Origin of the sequence: Crassaminicella indica (assembly GCF_019203185.1) — a bacterium.
In the GTDB taxonomy this organism is placed as follows: Bacteria; Bacillota; Clostridia; order Peptostreptococcales; family Thermotaleaceae; genus Crassaminicella; species Crassaminicella indica.
In genome coordinates, this window is the sequence record NZ_CP078093.1 from 708977 (window position 1) to 728255 (window position 19279).

The following is a 19279-nucleotide window of genomic DNA, read 5'->3' on the forward strand; positions in this document are numbered from 1 at the left end:
AAAATATTATATTTTATCAAAGTTTGTCATTTTATGTGCCAAAATTTCGGCATCTTGTCTAATTATTGCAGTTTATATTTCTTGATTTTATACTGAAGAGTTTGTCTTGGGATCTTCAAGCTGTCAGCTGCATGACTTATATTCCCATCTCCTTCTCGTAAAGCATTTTTAATCATTTCTATTTCAAGACTTTTAAGAGCTTCATTTAATGGAACATTTTTTATATCTATCTCTTTCTTTAAGCTTCTTTTAGTGATTTTCTCAAAGTACATCGGCAAACAATCTATTGTAATAATATTTCCATCCATCAAATTCATCGTTCCTTCAATAACATGCTCTAATTCTCTTACATTTCCTGGCCAATCATAGTTTTCAAATACCTCCAGCACTTCATCAGATACCTTTAATACTTCCTTGTTCAATTTATTATTAAATTTATCAACAAAATGCTTTGTAAGTATTGGTATATCTCCTTTTCTATCTTTAAGCTCTGGTAATTTCAATGATATAACGTTTAAACGATAGTAAAGATCTCGCCTCAATCTTTTGTTCTCAACTGCACTTAAAGGATCTTCATTGCTAGCTGCTATAATCCTTACATCTACCTGTCTTGTTTTGCTATCCCCAACTCTTCTTATTCTCCCATCCTGAAGTACTCTTAAAAGCTTAACCTGAAGTTCTATTGGCATAGAATTGATTTCATCTAAAAACAGTGTCCCTCCATTTGCCAATTCAAATAAACCTGCACGATTATCAGCTCCTGTAAAGCTTCCCTTTACAGTTCCAAATAGTATGCTTTCTAATAGTGCAGCTGGTAGCGCTCCACAGTTTTGCGCAATAAAAGGCTTATCCCTTCTACAGCTAGCAGTATGAATAGCATGTACAAATAATTCTTTTCCCGTTCCTGTTTCTCCATATATAAGGACTGGAGAAGCTGTTTGAGCAGCTTTCATTGCAAGTCCCTTTACTTTCACCATTTCTTTGCTTCTTCCTATTATATCGAAAAATGTAAATTGGGCAGAATCTCCATTTTTATTGCTTTTTTTGCCTTTTTTCTTGTCTATTAATTGTTCTTGCAGAGCTACAACCTTTTCTGACAATTCTTTTACATCTGTAATATTCCTAGATATTTCAATAGCTCCAATAATTTTACCCTTTGCTTTTATAGGAAAGGACGAATTTATAGTTGTAATCTTTTTTCCTTTATAATTTAAAAAGGTTTGCTGTATGTCAAAGGTAGGAACTCCTTTTTCTATAGCACGAAGCAATGTACTTGTTTCTGGGTCTAAAGAAGGATAAATATCTAAAATATGCTTCCCTACCGCCTCTTCCCTTTTGATCTCTTCATGCTCTGCTGCTGCTTTGTTAAAGTAAACAATTCGTCCTCTTCCATCAATAATCTGTATACCTTCCTCTACATGATCTAATATTTTTTCGACATTTTTTTGTGTAAAAATCATTTCCATTTTCCCACCTCCTAATGCCAATTTTTCGTCATTAAGTGCCGAAATTTCGTCACTTGCTTCAAAACAAAGGCAGCTTTCGCTGCTTTTATTCTTTACATTTTTTCTGGTGCATCTATAGAAAAAATATTTAATAAGTCCTTTATGATAATTTTTATATGATCAATTATCTTCAGAATAACATACAAGTGTTGTTTGTCAAGCTTTCTAAAAAGAATTTTTTCATGAAATTTATAAAAAAATTCACTAAGCTCGAACATATATTGTATAAGCTCTTCTATATTTTCTGAAGTAATAGACCTTTTTATTACCTTTGGATAATTCATCATTTTTTTTATAATATTTTTTTCAAAATAATTTAACTCTATATGAAAATTTTCTTTTTGAAGCTGTTGTACAGCTATCCCTTCTTCTTGAAATATTTTGATAATAGAGCAAGCTCTACTGTGTACATACTGTACGGATTCTATTTTTTCTAAACCATAAAGCTCAACTATTTGAGTTGAGGAATATTTTTGAAGCAAATTATTTAAAAGCATTTTATTTGAATTTATTTTATATGCTAAGTAAAAATCTAAATAATCTAATAAAGCCTTCGGCTTTAAAAAGAAATTTATAAAACCCGGCGGGAGTATTTCGATCTTTTCAAAAAAATCATGTCTATTCTCTATTTCTTTTGTCAGCTCACAGCTTAAATCCATAGGATTCCTTTTAAATGTTTTTGATAATTTTAAAGCTATATTAGTTGTATAATCACCATGTTCATCCTTTTTCGGCACTTCTACTTCAATAGATGCTATAGGAATTTTATACTCAAAAATATCTTCTAATATTTTTTGTATTATTTTTTTCAGTTCGTTTTCAATAGTTTTTTCCATTTGTATACAACTCTTTCTATCTTCTACATTATCTTTATACGCAATTCATTTGTAGTTTCTGCCATTCCTTGAAGGTTCAAAAAATATTCTATGCGAATATCTCCTTTATATTCATCCGTAATTGTATACGTCATATCCTTCGTCAATACTTCCATATCAAATGTTCCATAAGGTGTATGGTAATTTGAGTTATATCTTTTACCCTTTTCAAAAACTATTTCTGACTTGGCTGTGCCAAATCTTTTCATTGATATTTTATCCTTAGATATTTTAACTGTGGTAGTACATCCTGCCATTCCAGAAATTTCAGATTCCTCATATACTAGGTATAAAGTATTTCCTTTTTCATAAAGCTTTCCTTCTGTTACTAATTCAATAGTATTTTCTTCTCCGTCCATACCTATTTGCATACCTTCTATTTTCAACATAATATTCTTCATTTGTACACCTCATCCTTATCGATCTTTATATCTTTCTAGTGCAAATGTAATTAATCGATCAATCAACCTTCCATAAGCTATTCCTGTTTGTTCCCACAATAAAGGATACATACTATATTTTGTAAAGCCAGGCATTGTATTCACTTCATTGATATATACTTTCATTGTATCTTTCTCTAAAAAAAAGTCAACTCTTGCAAGACCTGAACAATCTATTGCCTTATAAGCCTTTACTGCCATTTCTCTAATTTCTGCTGCTTTTTCTTGAGGAATATTTGCAGGTATGACTATTTTTGACTTTCCATCATCAAAATATTTTGCCTTATAATCATAAAATTCATGAGAAGGTAAAATTTCACCCACAACAGATGCTTTAGGGTCATCATTTCCAAGAACAGCACACTCTATTTCTCTTCCATTTATAAATTCTTCTACTAATATTTTCCTATCATGCTCTGACGCTAACTCAATTCCTTTTATTAATTCTTCTCGATTATGTGCTTTTGTTATGCCTACACTAGAGCCTAAATTTGCAGGCTTTAAAAAAATAGGATACTCAAATTCTTTTTCAATAGCAGCTATAGTTTTTTGTAAAGCTTTATTAAACTGATTTCTCATTATTAGCATATATTTTCCTACAGGTAATCCTTCATGTTCAAAAATCTTTTTTGTATATACCTTATCCATTCCTATTGAAGAAGCTAATACTCCTGCTCCTACATAAGGAATATCTGCCATTTCTAGTAGTCCCTGAATAGTCCCGTCTTCTCCAAAAGGTCCGTGAAGCACAGGAAAAACTACATCTACCATACCAGAAAGCTTCTTCACAGCTTCATTTAATGGAATAATAGCAACACTAGAATTTTCTTTACATTCTCTTTTAGCTATTTCCTCCCATTCTCCTGTTTCTATCTTTTCAATAGATCCATTATATATAATCCACTGTCCTTCCTTTGTAATGCCTATAGGAATGATATTGTATTTATCTTTATCTATAGCTTTCATCACTGAAGTTGCAGACATAAGGGATACTTCATGTTCTCCTGATCTACCACCGAATACAACAGCTACATTTATTTTATCAGCCATTATAAAAAAAACCCCCTCAATTTCATCATTTTTTAATTAATTAATATTCTATACTTATGCGATTTATTAATCAAATTATTTTTGATTTATAAACCGTCATAAAGGTCAAAGAGGGGGGTGAAAATGTTAAATCATCAATGTTCCATTTTCATTTTTAATGAGTTTGAGAATTTTTTCTTCTTCTCCTGTATTGGCATTAATGTATATTAAAAATTTATCTCCTTTATAGCTTGCTTCAAATTCATAACAATAAATTTCTCCAAAGCTGCTAGTTGGAATAATGCAAAGCTGTGGATTTTCTTCAACCTTTGCTCTTAAAGATATTTTTTCTCTTGCTTCTTTTGGAGTTATTTTAGGTTTTTTGATATTTCTTTTATAATTAGTTGTTAAAAAATGTGTTGCATCAAACCCTACAACCTCTCCATTATCTAAAGCGATTTTTACTTTTATTAAATCTGGATACATAATTACATTATCCTGCTTGTATGCATAATTGATAAGCATAACACCATCATATTTAAGTGTATAAGTAGGAATCATATTTTTAAAATTCTTATCCTCTAAAAACTTTGATGCATATTCTAATGCTTGTTTAGGAGAAAGCTTCTCTTTTTTTACTTCTCGATTATTAAGAAGCCATGCTACATATCCATTCCTCTGTGTGATATCAATATATATAGGATTTTTCTTACCCTTTGTTTGATTCTTGGGGATTACTTCAAAGCTATAGGTATCTATTCTCCCTTGCCCATTTGTAATTTTTTCTACCTTTTCTATTTTACCTCCACCCAAAAATGATATGACCTTTTTCTCAGCTTCCTTCTGAGTGATCTTTTCTCCTTTTAGTCTTGGTCTCATTCCTGCTATTACATGCTCTGAAAAAGGACCGTCATAAATCAGCTCTGGATATTCTACCATTCTTTCTTCAAATTTATTAAATTTCAACTGTATTGGATTTTCCTTCTCTGCTTCTTTGTTTAACTTTTTACTTCCTTTTCTTCTTAGTTCTCCCTTCCATACAGTATCTTTTAATGCACTCTTATGAAGGTCTTGAAGGTCTTTTGATAATTCTAAAGCATAATTATGAAGCTTTTCCAAATTATCAATTTCCTTTTCTCCTAAGGCTTCCTTATCCATGCTTCTATTGTACATGGCAAAGGTATAGTCCCCTAATTGATTGAGAAACTTTTCCGTTTTTGTAATCTCTGCATGCTTTATTGGCAGCTGGGACAATTTTTCTTGGGCATTATATGCATTTTGCCATATGTTCGAATATAATAAAACATTTTCTTTTTTTTGGCTAGATACCATTAACTTTGATAAATCTGTAGTAATAGTCTCTACGCTTCCCATTAAATCATAATACATTCTTTGAAATTGATTATCTAAAAATGTATAATAATCATTCTTTTCCTTATATTGATTATATCCCCATATCCCAGTTCCTACTAAAGCTAAAGCAAGTATCATTATCAAAGCATTTTTTTTCAAATATTTCACCTCCTTAATTTCCGAACCAATGCTTGCCTATTTTTTTAACTACTTTTCTCGACCAAATCCATTTACTTGTAGCTGTAGCAGGATTCCAATAATACAAGCATCCTCCTGTTGGATCCCATCCATTTAATGCATCTTGAGCTGCTTTTACACAGCTATCCTCAGGGGGTAGATTTATTTGTCCATCACTTACTGCTGTAAATGCTCCAGGTTGATAAATCACCCCTGCAATAGTGTTAGGAAAAGAAGGATGTCTCGTCCTATTTAAAATAACAGCCCCCACAGCTACCTGACCTATGTAAGGCTCTCCTCTTGCTTCTCCTGTGATTGCCTTTGCCAGCAATATTACTTCATCATTTCTCGGCATTCCTCCACTGCTAGCTTTATAATCTGTCTTATTTACATTTCCTTTTATACTCATACCTAATTTTTCTGCTGTTCGAGGCCCTACTACCCCATCAACAGTCAATCCATTTTTTCTTTGAAATTCTTTTACTGCTGTAAAGGTTCCTCCACCAAATACACCATCTATAGGGCCATCATAATACCCCCAATTCTTCAGCTTTGTTTGGAGCGTTTTTACTTCAGGCCCACTAGAACCCCAGTATAATGTTCCTTGTGCAATACCTACGTCAAAAATAATAACAAAGCATAGGCAGATGATTATCACCAAAATAATTTTTTTCAATTTTATCCTCCTTTCACATTTAATTCTTTATTATTTTTTGTAAGGTTGATAGCAATTATTCCACATTGGAGATTATGGATTATTTTGGATAAAAAAATGAAAGATCCATAGATCCTTCACTTTATTTCATTCCTACAACTTTATTAAGTTTTAATTTAGCCTGCTCTAATATTTCTACAACTTTAAATTTTAATTTAATAGGAATATTTCCATCTCTACTAGCTGTACTTATCATTTTGAACTCTTCCTCTGTCAATACATTCATCATTTCTTTTTTAGTTCTTTCATCTGTTAATCCATTTTTCATATCAATAAAGCATAATGGTGGAAACAATACACACCACCAGTTCGCACCTTCTCCTTTTCCGATCACTACTCTCAATGCTTCATAATTTCCAGCAGGCATGGTAATAGCTCCATAGTTTTTTGTAGGAAAAGCAAACTCTCCTAATGATGCTTTTATAGAATAGTTGTAATGATTTTTCTTTATCTCTTCCATAGCAATACTTTCAATATTTTTTATATTTTTTTCAATTATTTTTCTTGTTTGAGCCAAGCTTTTAGATTTTTCAAATTTAGGATTCATCTCACGAATAATGCGATCTCTTACCTTCAATTTTAAAGCCTGATCCTCAGGAGAATCACTGTTAGCAAGAACATGAAATCGAATAAGGTGGTCCTTATAGCTTTTTTGATTCACATATACATCCTTCGTAAAGCTATAGCATCCAATAGTTATAAATGAAATAAATATAATTCCAACTATAAATATTTTTTTACTTTTCATAAAAACTCCCCCTATTGCTAATCTTTTATTATACTTTCAGTATTAACAAATAGGGGAAATTTTAAACTAGATTTTATATATTTTTCCTAAGATTTTATTGTGTAACACCAATTCTTCTTATATTCAAGTCTACATTTACTACCACCTTTGTTTTAGGAAAAATCTCGCTCCAATCATTCCTTATAGATTCCCACAGCTCTGGCTCATGCTTTCTCAAATACTCACCTGCTTGTGCCAAATCTGCTCCAAAATCTTTTTGTATTTTTTTATAAGTAGATATTATCTGTTCTTTTATATATTTAGAAACCTCTTTTTCTATTTTCTCTATATATTTATCATCAAGAGGTTGATCTCTTACTTCAAATAAATGCTGTATTAAATCTCCTTCTCCTTTTATAGAAAAGCTCGTATAAATAATCCCATTTTTTTCATAAACCTTTTTTTTGGTATTTAAAGCTGTTATATGTATAGGCAGAAGAATATCATCTATTTTTACATCAATAAGACTGCTTTGAACCTTATTAAACATAAACATCAAATTTCTTGTATCTGTTTCTCCTAATTCGCCTACCATTTTAAAATCCTTAATTACAGCAGAAGCTGCTATTTTGAATTCATCCTTTGATGAAAAAATCTTAGGTGTAATCGCTGCACGGCTTTCATGCAAACTCCTAAGAATATATCCTAAATCTGCATCTGCCATTCTAGAGGTTCTAAGATTTTGCTCCATTAATTCCCTTATAAACAATCCAAGTACAGGTTCATCTTTTGTAGAAGTATTTAAAAGATCTTTTGCTTCTCCTGGGGTGATCATCAAATTAACCTTCCTACCAATTTTGGGACTTCTCTCTATAGCATCTAATATTTCTCTAAAAAGCTTTTCATCTTTAGCCAAAGCTTCTCCAAGAATTATTGCCTTAATATGACGAAACTGCATTTTTCTTCCTAACCTAGTACTTAAGCTTTCTAGCGTATCATAGAAGCTTTTTCCCACAGAAGAATAAGTAAACTTTGGCTCTCCATCTTGTTTTCCTGCAATAACTCCTGCATTTGGATATTCAATAGTAACTACATATCTATTTTTTGAACTATCTATAGGCTTTTTTCCATTTTCTTCTTTTGGCTGAAATTTATCTATACATATAACTACAACAAAGGCTCTTTTGTCTATCTCTACCTTATCCCAGCATCCAGTCGCAGTTAATATAACAATCAACATAATACAAATAAGCTTCAATCTATGCACCCTTCTTACCTCCTTTTCTCTTTTTAAAAACACTAATTATAAAAAGAAAAATAGGCAGTATGACTATATAAAAGCTTGCTAAATAATTAGAAAAAATTTCTATATAATCATAAGTCTGAGCTATATTGTCTGGTATTAAAGCTATAAAATAAATAATAAGAAGGATAGGTAAAGCAAAGTAATTTTGCTCCTTTGACTTTAATAATTCACTTGCTATTAAGCTAGCACCAAAATATAATACTGCTAATGTCATAAATACAGATAACATCCATATAGCTATTATAAAAGCTTCAATATTTTCTATAAAAGCTCCGGGCAAATCTACTGTCTTAAAGATTTCAAGAGCTGGCCATATAACATGGGTCGTTTCAATTAGTCCAAAGCGTGAAACTGCCACGATGAGAATAAACATGTATATGGCAGATACCATACCAATTGCTAAAGAAGCATGTTTTTTTATATTTGGTGGATCTAATACAAATTTTGAAAATAATAATATCATTTCTATTCCCATAAAACTAAACAAAATAATCGGAACAGCTTTTATAATTTTCACAATAGGAGTTTTTAGTACCGGCAACAGATTAGTAAAATCAAGTTCTGGAAGAACCGGCAATATAATGACAATAGCAATGATTGTAACAACAGGAAAAATAATCTGTGCCATTCTTGCAATAGGTTCTATCCCACTTCTGACTAAGTAAACAGCAGTAAGTAATAATGTAATCATTAAAACCTCAATAGGAGTATTCAAGAGCAAATACTCTTTTATGAGTTCTCCAAAAACTCTTACCTCAATAGCAGAAAGTGTAATACAGTATATAAAAAAGCCTATTGAAATTATGCTACCTAAAAATTTTCCAAGCAATATATTTTCAAATTCTACTACTGTCTTTTTAGGAAATTTTTCTACAAGCTTTGCCATTCCTATAGCAATAGCAACTTCTATCAAAGCTGCTATAAACAACACAATCCATCCATCAGGTCCTACTGCTTCTGTAATACTTCTTGGAAGCGTTAATATTCCTACTCCAACCATAGTAACAGCAAGAACAACTCCTAATTGAAAGCTTGAAATTTTATCATTATTTCTCTCCATCTATTCCACCATCCTCTGTTTCTGTAGCTTCTCTTATTTGTCCTAATCGATCACTATCACTTCTGTGTAAATATTGTGGTCTTTTTTTCATTTTGTGAAGTGGTGCTCTTATGAAAACATCCTTAAAGTCTTTAAAAGTCATCTCACTCGCTACAAACGGACTTAAATATGGTACTCCAAAGCTCTTTAGGTTGCATAAATGCGTAAGGATAATAATAATCCCTATTATAATGCCATATAGCCCAAATACTCCTGCTAATACCATTAGAATAAATCTTAACATACGAAAGGCTATAGCTAGACTATAATTAGGTGTTGTGTAAGCTGCCATAGCCGTTATAGCAACAATAATAACTACAAGAGGACTTACAATCCCTGCTTCTACTGCTGCTTGTCCTAAAACTAGCCCTCCAACGATACCAATAGTAGCACCAATCGCTCCAGGCAGTCTAATCCCTGCTTCTCTTAACAACTCAAGAGAAGCTTCCATAATAAAAGCTTCTATAAAAGCTGGAAAAGGTACATTCAACCTACTTCCTGCAACATATAATACCAAATCTGTAGGTAGCATTCCTGGATGATAAGAGGTAATAGCAATATACAAGCTAGGTAACAGCAGTGCAACCATAATAGATAAAAATCTTAATACCCTAAGTGCTGAAGCAATAAAAAATCTTTCACTGTAATCCTCTGATGATTGAATTAGAGTAACAATAGTTGTTGGCACCAAAAGAGCAAAAGGAGTATTATCAACAATAATAGCCACACGTCCTTCATAAAGTGCTGCGGCTACTACATCTGGTCTTTGTGTATCCTGTATTTGTGGAAAAGGTGATCGCCATTCGTCCTCTATTAATTGTTCTATATATCCACTTTCTAAAATTGCATCTATATCTATTTTATCCAATCTTTCCTTTACCATTTTTAATACATCTTTATTTACTGTTTCTTCGATATATAAAATGGCTATATCTGTTTTTGACCTTTTTCCTAACTGCATTTGCTTTATCTTAAACTTAGGATCACGAATTCTTCTTCTCACCAAAGCTGTATTTACACGCAGTGTTTCAGTAAATCCATCACTTGAACCTCTGATTACTGTCTCTGTAGATGGCTCACTAACTCCTCTCATAGGCCATCCCTTTGAAGCAATAACAAGCAACTTATCCCATTTATCTAAAATGAGTACTGTATCTCCTGAAAGAATAGCATCAATAGCCAAATTTATATCATCAATCTCCTTAATATCTGATACAGCAATTGCTCCATTCTCTATTGACTCATATATTTTTTGTTTTAGTACATGAAAATCAATACTTTCATCAGGAGATAAGCTCATAAGATTTTTTAATACAAAATCATTTAATAAATTTGTATCAACAAGTCCTTCTGCATAAATAACAGCAAAGCTCATTTTTTGTTCTTTTCCTACAGTAAACTCTCTATAGATGACATCATCACAAAGATTAAGAATTTCTTTTATTTGATTTAGATTATCATCATACTTGCTTTTTACTGGAAGCTTTTCTCTTTCTTCTTCCTTTTTATTTTCAAATAATTTTTCAAAAAAACCCATAAAAGCTCCTCCTCAATTAAAATATCTTTAATATGATATATAAGAAAATCCCACCGACTACATATATCCATCCAATCGCTTTACAAATTTTCGCTTCTTTTTTTAATTTCTTTTTTTTTAAAGTCTTATAATCTACAAGCAAGCAAAACAATCCAATAGCAATGCTTAAAAATAACATATACAAAGTACAACACGCTTTTAATTCTTTATAAAAAAAAGCTATCCACTTTGACAAAAAATATCACCTTCTTTTAAAAAATGTTTAAATATAATGTTTGCATATTTAGGTAAGTATATACAAAAAAGGAACAGTAAAAACTGTTCCTTTAACTGATTATATTATCAAGTATCAATTTTTCTCCCATCATAAGTTTTGACAAGATAAACCTGATTATATACCCTGCTCAAATTTTCATAAGCACTTTTTGCTTTGCTGTAATCCTTATATATGCCAAATACAGTTGGTCCACTGCCACTCATTAAACTCCCAAAAGCATGATACTGCATCATTTTTATTTTGATCTCTCTTACAATGGGATGCATTTTTTCTGTTACAGGCTCTAATACATTACATAAATTTTCTACTACCGTCTGTAAATCTTTATTTCCCAGAGCAGTTAGCATTTTATCTGTATCTGGATGCTTTTCAATATTTTCAACATCTAAATTTTTATATACACTTGCTGTTGAAACACTTATATTTGGTTTACAAAGAACAACCCACTCATTTATCCCTTCTATAGGCGTTAAAAGCTCTCCTATTCCCTCTGAAAGTGCTGCTCCTCCTAATATACAAAATGGAACATCTGCTCCTAAAGCTACACCTAGCTTCATCAATTTCTCTTTTTCAGCACCAATTCCCCACAATTCATTAAGCCCTATCATAACTGCAGCTGCATCTGTACTCCCTCCAGCAAGACCTGCTGCTACAGGAATATTTTTATTTATATATATATGCACTCCTTTTTCTATTCCAAACTGCTCCATCATTAATTTTGCTGCTTTATATGCAATATTTCCTTCATCAGTAGGAATATATTCGCAATCGCTTTCTAATATAATTCCCTCTTCTATATTCTTTAATATAATTTCATCATATAAATCTACTTGATGCATGATCATCTTTACTTCATGATATCCATCTTCTCTTCTTCTTAAAACATCTAACGACAGATTAATCTTAGCTCTTCCTCGTACTTTTATTTCATCCATTCCGTTCACTCCTTGCATTTCTTTTATAATTTACAGAATGCGTGATATTCTAGTCTTTATTTTTTATAACTCTACAACTAAGTCTATCCTATATTCTGCTCTAACTTAAAACTTGGAAATAATTTATTCCATTCTTCAATATTTACCACTTTAAAATCATCTATCATAGCTTCATCTATATTAGGTATAACTGTTTGTAATTCAAAAGGCAATTTTTTCTTTATTTTAGTTGCTAATCTTTTCCTCATTACTGAATCTGCTTTATCGCATTCTAATATATAGTAATATTTATACGTTTTTCCAGTCAATGACTTCCTATGTCTAATATATATTAAGCTATCATAATACTTTCTAGCTATCTTTTTATAATGATCCTCTGTTGTAATCTTTTTTTCAAATGCTTTTGGATTTTTCACTTCAGGAATTGTATTATTTTTGTACTCAACAAAAATAACATCTTCATCTAATATCATAATAAAATCTACATCACTTAACAAATTATTTTTATTATAGTAATCATGTAATTCAATCAACTCTATAGCTGATGTACAATTGATTTTATAGACTCCATTTTCATCAATAAATATTTTTTGCTCCATATTTTAGTCCCCCATATTTGAATCAAATACTTCATCCATTAGTTTGTCATAAGCTTTAATAATCGGATTTTCTTTTAATTTCCTAAAATTATCACATTTATAAACTTTAACATTTTTATCTTCATCTCTATATAGAGAATAATAAGCCATATCATTATCTTTAGTAGCCCTTATTTCAAAGTATTTCGATAATAAATAATCATGAGTTGATATAAATATCTGTACTCCTTCTTTTTGTAAAGACAATAGAATCTCAACTAGTGTAGGAATTGCAATTGGATTTAAATTTGCTTCTGGCTCATCCCAAAATAGTATAGTTCCTTTTTCTAATGTTCCATTTTTTATTAATTGCCAAAGTAGAGCTAATTTTCTAAGTCCTTCTGCTACTAAATTAAATTCAATTTTAGCTTGTGTTCCTGGCTTTAAGTAAAATTTTTCTTTACTAATAGTTACCTTTCCTTCTGTAATCTTTTTCAATTGATCTAAATATTTCTTCTTTGAGCTTGTATTAGGTCCTCTACTAATATCAATTTTAGCAGCTGTAATTATATCTAAATATGTTTCATCAAAATCAATCATGTTTTTCAAATATGCTGCTTCAAATTGATAAGCATTAGCGAGTATTTCTTTAGCTGGGATAAAAGTACTAATTAATTGAGAATTGTTTTTCTCCCATGTTGTTTCCCCGATTACATCAGCTTCCCACTTTTTTGTTTTTGTTGTAAATTTTGCTTTTATATTACTATTACTTGAATACACTTCTATTTTTGAAGTGTCTCCTCCTTTACCTCTTTTTACTAATCTATTTATATTTAAGTTATCAGGTTTAAAAACTTTAACTAATTTTTGTGAAAACATAATGTCTTTTCTTGAAGCCTGACATGCTGCATACAACACTTTCATAATATGGGTTTTACCAGTCCCATTTTCACCTATAAAAATATTTATTCCATCTGAAAATTCTATATCAATATTCTCAAATACAGTAAAATGACTTAATTTTAATTTTTTTATACTCATCCCATCAACTCCTTAATTTTTACCAGTTTCCTCCTGATTTGTTTAATGTAATTATTTCCAATTTGTTTCCTAACATTCACATTTAACAGGTATTTTCTATAAATGTATCTATTCCAATTTTATATTTATTATCTAAGAATTTCAAACAATATATCTTGTACTGAAATTTTCCTATTTAATATCGAGTAGGAGGTAGATAATTAATTTATCTACCGACCTCTCACACCACCGTACGTACCGTTCGGTATACGGCGGTTCATTAAGAATTATGTATTAATTGATATCTTTTAGATATGCTTTTATAACCAGAATTTTCAAGATATTTATTGTTTAGAGTTGTACTAAGAATTGGGCTGTTGGATATTCTCCAATAGCCTTTTCTAGTATTTGCGAATTTCCACGCTTTATAGGTCGGTAGACCCAATTTCATTAGGTTTCGACCTCTGGTCTTAACCTTCTTCCATTGTTTCCAGATACAGGCTCGTAGCCTTCTTCTTATCCACTCCTCTAACTTCTTTATTTTAGCGGTAGCTTTCGCTATTCCAAAATAGTTTATCCATCCAACTGTCAGTTCATTAAGCTTCATCAGTCTATATTGGATACTTATTCCAGTATTACGATTTGTTATGTTTCTAATTCTGTCCTTAAACCTTTTATATGACTTCTCATGAACTCTTATATTGGCCCCGCCTTTTGTAAAATAAAATGAAAACCCAAGGAATTTCCTTCTTGTTACCAAATCTACTGCACTTTTGTTTTCATTAACTTTAAGTTTTAAGCGACCTTCAAGTATCTTTCTCATACTTTCCATAACCCTTAATCCTGCCTTTTTGCTTTTAACATAAACATTACTATCATCAGCAAAACGGCAGAACTTATGACCTCTTTTCTCAAGCTCTTTGTCTACTTCATCAAGTAATATATTTCCAAGCAATGGACTAAGCGGGCCACCTTGAGGAGTACCTTCATCTGAGTTTATCTTTATTCCATTAAGCATAATTCCAGATTTAAGATATTCTCTAACTAACTTAAGCACTCTTTTATCTTTTATCTTCCTTGATAGTCTTTCCATTAGTATATCGTGATTAACCTTATCAAAGAATTTTTCTAAGTCCATATCAACAACCCATTTGTATTCATCATTAATATATTTTCTTGCTTTTATTATAGCCTGTTTAGCACTTTTATTTGGTCTAAAACCATAGCTACTATCTGAAAAGGTTGGGTCATAAATTTTGTTTAGTTCTTGAGCTATCGCTTGTTGAATCAATCTGTCAAGTATAGTTGGAATTCCTAGCAATCTAATTCCACCGTCAGGTTTTGGAATTTCCACTCTCCTAACGGGTGAAGGTTTGTACCTTCCTTCTATTAACTTTTGCTTAATAGTTAGCCAGTTGTCAATGATAAATGTTCGAAGTTCATCGACTCTCATACCATCAACACCATGACTTCCTTTATTAGCAATTACTCTTTTCATAGCTTTGAGCATATTTTCTCTCGCTAATATTCTTTCGAGTAAGTTATTAGTATCAACTATTACATTGTTTTCTCTTTCTCCCTTTGCTAACGCCAAACTCTTACTCGGCATCCCTTGTTTCTCTCGAAGTTCCACTTCTACTTCCACAAGGTGACCTCTATTTTGAGTTGTCTGCTTTCTTAGTAATTTATTTGAGTTACTCAAAGTTGAAAACCTCCTAATGTTCAGTCCTTCCCGCACTACGTGCACATAGTGTGGTACTATGACCTCTGCTGACTTCTTACAGCTCAGTCATGTATCACTACATGAGTTATCATCTAGAAATACATCTTTTGATGATATATCTGTAAGACCTCCCCAGGTAAGAACGCAATCTTTCGCTCCATCCATCTGCCACATATACATCATATACTTTCGGATAGTTTTGGGCTTTAGTTTGTTATGCAACCTTACCCAGCATATATCTGCCTCAAATGTGGTTTCTGTACGTCAGACCAGAGCTTTGCCGCCGACTTCCTTCAGATTCCACCTCACGGTGGACACCCTTGTCTTGAGCTATGCACTTGGCACTATCAACCCGTGCTTGGGACTTTCACCCATTAGATTGCGCCCATGCTGGGCGCACATATAAATAAAAAACCCGTGGCATTTCACGGATTTTTTAAAATTTATATTTGAAGGTTTTTTGAATAATAATTTGATCTCCTGGCATAATTTTATCTGGATTTTGTATATTATTTGTCTGTATTAAATCATCAACAGTAGTATGATATCTTTTTGCAATCTTCCAAAGTGTGTCTCCCGGTTGAACATAATAAATTGTAATACTTGGCCGTTTACTAATATCAATGCTTTCTTCTAATTCTTCAGCATCTACTAAAATATCTATTTCCATTTTTTTACTTACAGTACAAGTAGCTCTTAAATTTACCTTCAACTCTAGCTGTTCAGGATTTATCAATGTATAATCCACATCATTTATATGTAAATAAACCTCTGCATTCATATTTTCTTTTGCACCATCGATTTCTACAAAATGTCTAAATGGAATTTCTTGATGTAAACTGTAAGCAGACTGCTCCCTTTCTTGAGATATATACAATACATCTGCTTCAATAATTCCTTCTATGATATTTTTATCTTCAATCAAGTTTATATCTGTAATGACTGGTTTTGCATTTATACTAAATACCTTAAAAATTTCTGGCTCATCTGATGGAATATCTATCATTTCCTTTACAACCATATTTGAGCTATTCTGTCCTATATTTTGATTAAACCCTACTAGCTTTTTATCTATTTTCAATTCCTTACTAGGAGAGTATGCATCAATTATAACTTCTTTTTCTTCTACAGAATTTACAGCTGCATCTATTTTTACCATTGCCTCTATTTCAAATATTCTTCTATCTCCATCAATATTTTCTTTTATATCTGTATATACTTCATCTACTAAAATTTTAATTTTGCTGTCCATCTCCTTTAATGCCCCTGAAATTTCAACAAAATGAGTAAAAGGAATTTCGTGCTTTAATAAAAATAATGAGTTCCTATCATCATCTCCTACATAAAGTGTATTAACCTTTACAACTCCACTTATAATAACCTTTCCATCTGTTAGCTGCTTTTCCTTTTCTACTGCATAAGCATCACATTTTATGATTTCAGCAATCTCTGGAAGGTTTTCTTCTATTTCAAATTTTTCTCTCACAATAGTCTCCGATTGGTTTCTACCTACAAGATCAGTATATGATACTTTTTCCCTTAAAAGCTGAAGATCATCCAGCCCTTCCACTCCTCTTAACACCTCTACTTCTGAAGGCTCTATACTTTTTCCATTAAGATTTACTACTGTTTTTACAGCTATTTTCCTCTCATTTATAATATTAAAATCAATATGCTCAATATCGGCTGCTACATCAATGTTCATATTTTCTGTCATGCCAGGTATATCAATATTTTGACTAAAGCCTGCACTAGCATTCATGCTATAGACTGGATATTCTGCACCCTCTGAAGTATATAATATTTTAAAATTCACTACCCCATCTACAACAATTTTTTCTGCTAATGCTTCTTTCCCAGTAATATTTATATTGCCATCTACTAATAGTATTCTTGAAATATCAGGCTTCACATCTGGTACAAGAATCTCTCCCTCTACGAGAGCCTGTGTATCGCTTTCTCCTATGACTTGATCTATCTTCAGTAAATCTCTCATTAACTCAACAGCCATTCCATTTCCTCCTCCTTCTCTTCTATTCCTTAATACAATATTATTTATAAATTTTTAAAATATGTACTTTTTTTGTTGTGTCAACAAACAGCACAAAGCTTCTATATAGCTAATCCAATTTATCTATATATATTTATGCTTTAAACAAAAAAAAAGAAGTAAAAAAATAATTTTTTTACTTCTTGAGCTATAAAAAATCAAAATTATTCACTTAACAAATACATTATTGCAAATTTTAATATCTTTGGCATAACTTCAAATGCAAATGGTGCATGCAATCTTTCAGTAAATTTGTGCAAATCTTTTCCCCACGGCCCAAGATTTAACACAGGTGAATTAAATTTTGCCATTTCCTCAAGTGGAAGGAAATATGTGTATCCAAGAGTTGGCATATTAGGCTTTAATTTCTCCAAAATATCTTGTGCATCTTGTACTCCACAATAGCTCATATCAGAAAGCTGTTTATAGAATTTGTTTATCCGCCAATCCACATTAAATTTTTCCTTGCTGTATTTGATTAACTGATCTACACATTCTAACATTCGCTTTTCTTTTTCTGTTTCTCCTTTATTTCTTACATGAGGATAATATGGCGGTGCAAAGCCTATAATAATTTTTGGATCTCTATCCGGACATAGTCTGCAAGCTTCTCCCATTACTTGAATAGCAAAATCTCTTTCATCTTCGGCTTCATCCTTATATTTGTCAATAAATTCTTCCATATGCTTTACAAATGACTCTCCAATATTTTCTACATTGTACTTGTAAATTTCCTCATAAGTATATACCTTTGGCTCCCATGGGCAAATAAATTCCTCATTGGCAACCTCCTTATAAGCTTTAATAGTATCCTTAAACTTATTCAAAGTATTATTAAAAGCTTTCTCTGCAATACGAACTAATTTCTCCATAATTTCCTTAGGTGTAAACTGTAATGTTAGTACATTGTAATAAGCATATGCTGTATGCGGAGTTGATACATTATAAAGCTCTTTTGTATCTGACATTTTTAAAGCAGTAGGAGGATATGTATACTCTCCATCTACTCCATCAACAAGCTCCATATTTAGCTCCATTTCTCTTTGAATATCTGCAAGCAGTAAATCTGCATTTAGTCCTTGTAGAAGCTGACCTGCATGTGTTTCTTTTCCCATACAGTAAAATACAGGCAGAACCTTTCCCATACTTCCAATATGAAGATCATGTTTGCCATCTATGAAAGGATGTGGTTCATTGTTAATCACAGCCACATAATCTAACTCATATTCCTCTTTCATTTTGTTAAGTATAGGAATAGCCCCTATCATTCCTGCTGAATTATTTTCTTCATCAGGTACAGATAAGAATAGTAAATTTCCTTCAAAAGCTTCTACATTTTCGCTAACTTCTCCTAATAATCCTATCTCTAATGCGCCTCCGCACTTCATATCCATAATACCTCTTCCAAAAATCCAATCTCCAGTTAACAAATCATCTCTTGCTTCTTTGGGCAGTTTATCAGGGTCTATTGTACGAGTCAATTTTTCAGCATCTAATGCTAAAGCTTTATAAGGACCAAATCCGTTATAATCCACCGTATCCATATGATTTATAAATACAACAGTTTTATCTCCCTTTCCCTTTACCAAAGCTGTAACAAAATATCTTCCTAGTGGATCGTGGGGTATAGGATTTAATGATAAATATTTTGGATTCTCCTTAAAATACGTCATTTCATTAAATATATTGTAAATTTCCTTAGCCATATTGATTTCATCCTTCGTCCCCGAAACACTAGAGCATGCAACCATTCTAAAAAGTGTTTTTTTAATTGACTCTGGACTATTCCAGTTCATCATAAATCCCCCTTTTATCAATTCATCGACTTTACTCCCCCAATATTCAAATAACAAATTCCCTATTCATTTGTCACATAAACCCATTTATAAAGTTCTACAATCAAATCAAAAACCCTTTTGATTTTTCATAAAAT

17 protein-coding genes are annotated in these 19279 nt (G+C 31.6%); all 17 read right to left on the reverse strand.

Features of this window, described 5'->3' with window-relative positions; translation table 11 throughout:
- Positions 1 to 62: 62 nt before the first annotated feature.
- Complete coding sequence (locus tag KVH43_RS03380; protein ID WP_218283470.1) at positions 63 to 1466, reverse strand: sigma-54 interaction domain-containing protein; 1404 nt, start codon at positions 1464 to 1466, stop codon at positions 63 to 65.
- 92 nt (positions 1467 to 1558) lie between these two features.
- Complete coding sequence (locus KVH43_RS03385) at positions 1559 to 2341, reverse strand: DALR anticodon-binding domain-containing protein (protein ID WP_218283471.1); 783 nt, start codon at positions 2339 to 2341, stop codon at positions 1559 to 1561.
- 23 nt (positions 2342 to 2364) lie between these two features.
- Positions 2365 to 2781 carry a YwiB family protein gene (locus tag KVH43_RS03390; RefSeq protein ID WP_218283472.1) on the reverse strand — a complete coding sequence of 139 codons (417 nt, stop codon included), beginning with the start codon at positions 2779 to 2781 and terminating at the stop codon, positions 2365 to 2367.
- A 15-nt stretch (positions 2782 to 2796) separates the two neighbouring features.
- Entirely contained in the window at positions 2797 to 3870 is a 1074-nt protein-coding gene (locus KVH43_RS03395; protein ID WP_218283473.1) for a D-alanine--D-alanine ligase, read from the reverse strand.
- A 126-nt stretch (positions 3871 to 3996) separates the two neighbouring features.
- Positions 3997 to 5361 carry a germination protein YpeB gene (gene ypeB, locus KVH43_RS03400; protein WP_218283474.1) on the reverse strand — a complete coding sequence of 455 codons (1365 nt, stop codon included), beginning with the start codon at positions 5359 to 5361 and terminating at the stop codon, positions 3997 to 3999.
- Between the two features lie 13 nt (positions 5362 to 5374).
- Positions 5375 to 6055 carry a spore cortex-lytic enzyme gene (sleB, locus tag KVH43_RS03405; protein WP_218283475.1) on the reverse strand — a complete coding sequence of 227 codons (681 nt, stop codon included), beginning with the start codon at positions 6053 to 6055 and terminating at the stop codon, positions 5375 to 5377.
- Between the two features lie 121 nt (positions 6056 to 6176).
- Positions 6177 to 6842: a stage II sporulation protein R gene (spoIIR, locus tag KVH43_RS03410; protein WP_218283476.1), complete on the reverse strand. Its 666-nt coding sequence runs from the start codon at positions 6840 to 6842 to the stop codon at positions 6177 to 6179.
- Between the two features lie 94 nt (positions 6843 to 6936).
- Complete coding sequence (locus KVH43_RS03415) at positions 6937 to 8088, reverse strand: Ger(x)C family spore germination protein (RefSeq protein ID WP_218283477.1); 1152 nt, start codon at positions 8086 to 8088, stop codon at positions 6937 to 6939.
- Complete coding sequence (locus tag KVH43_RS03420) at positions 8081 to 9187, reverse strand: GerAB/ArcD/ProY family transporter (RefSeq protein ID WP_218283478.1); 1107 nt, start codon at positions 9185 to 9187, stop codon at positions 8081 to 8083. The genes KVH43_RS03415 and KVH43_RS03420 overlap by 8 nt, the downstream gene beginning before the upstream one ends.
- Positions 9174 to 10763 carry a spore germination protein gene (locus tag KVH43_RS03425; protein ID WP_218283479.1) on the reverse strand — a complete coding sequence of 530 codons (1590 nt, stop codon included), beginning with the start codon at positions 10761 to 10763 and terminating at the stop codon, positions 9174 to 9176. Before KVH43_RS03425 ends, KVH43_RS03420 begins: the two co-directional genes overlap by 14 nt.
- Positions 10764 to 10779: 16 nt before the next feature.
- On the reverse strand, positions 10780 to 10998 hold the full coding sequence (locus KVH43_RS03430; RefSeq protein ID WP_218283480.1) for a CLC_0170 family protein: 219 nt from the start codon (positions 10996 to 10998) through the stop codon (positions 10780 to 10782).
- Positions 10999 to 11105: 107 nt separating this feature from the next.
- Positions 11106 to 11975 (reverse strand): 4-(cytidine 5'-diphospho)-2-C-methyl-D-erythritol kinase, encoded by an 870-nt coding sequence (gene ispE / locus KVH43_RS03435; protein WP_218283481.1) that lies wholly within the window; start codon positions 11973 to 11975, stop codon positions 11106 to 11108.
- Positions 11976 to 12058: 83 nt separating this feature from the next.
- Entirely contained in the window at positions 12059 to 12574 is a 516-nt protein-coding gene (locus KVH43_RS03440; RefSeq protein WP_218283482.1) for a hypothetical protein, read from the reverse strand.
- A gap of 3 nt (positions 12575 to 12577) precedes the next feature.
- On the reverse strand, positions 12578 to 13594 hold the full coding sequence (locus KVH43_RS03445; protein WP_218283483.1) for an AAA family ATPase: 1017 nt from the start codon (positions 13592 to 13594) through the stop codon (positions 12578 to 12580).
- A gap of 259 nt (positions 13595 to 13853) precedes the next feature.
- Positions 13854 to 15275: a group II intron reverse transcriptase/maturase gene (gene ltrA / locus KVH43_RS03450; RefSeq protein ID WP_218283484.1), complete on the reverse strand. Its 1422-nt coding sequence runs from the start codon at positions 15273 to 15275 to the stop codon at positions 13854 to 13856.
- 457 nt (positions 15276 to 15732) lie between these two features.
- Positions 15733 to 17307: a DUF3794 and LysM peptidoglycan-binding domain-containing protein gene (locus KVH43_RS03455; RefSeq protein ID WP_218283485.1), complete on the reverse strand. Its 1575-nt coding sequence runs from the start codon at positions 17305 to 17307 to the stop codon at positions 15733 to 15735.
- Between the two features lie 203 nt (positions 17308 to 17510).
- Positions 17511 to 19145, reverse strand: a complete 1635-nt coding sequence (locus tag KVH43_RS03460; RefSeq protein ID WP_218283486.1) for a M20/M25/M40 family metallo-hydrolase — start codon at positions 19143 to 19145, stop codon at positions 17511 to 17513.
- Positions 19146 to 19279: the final 134 nt, after the last annotated feature.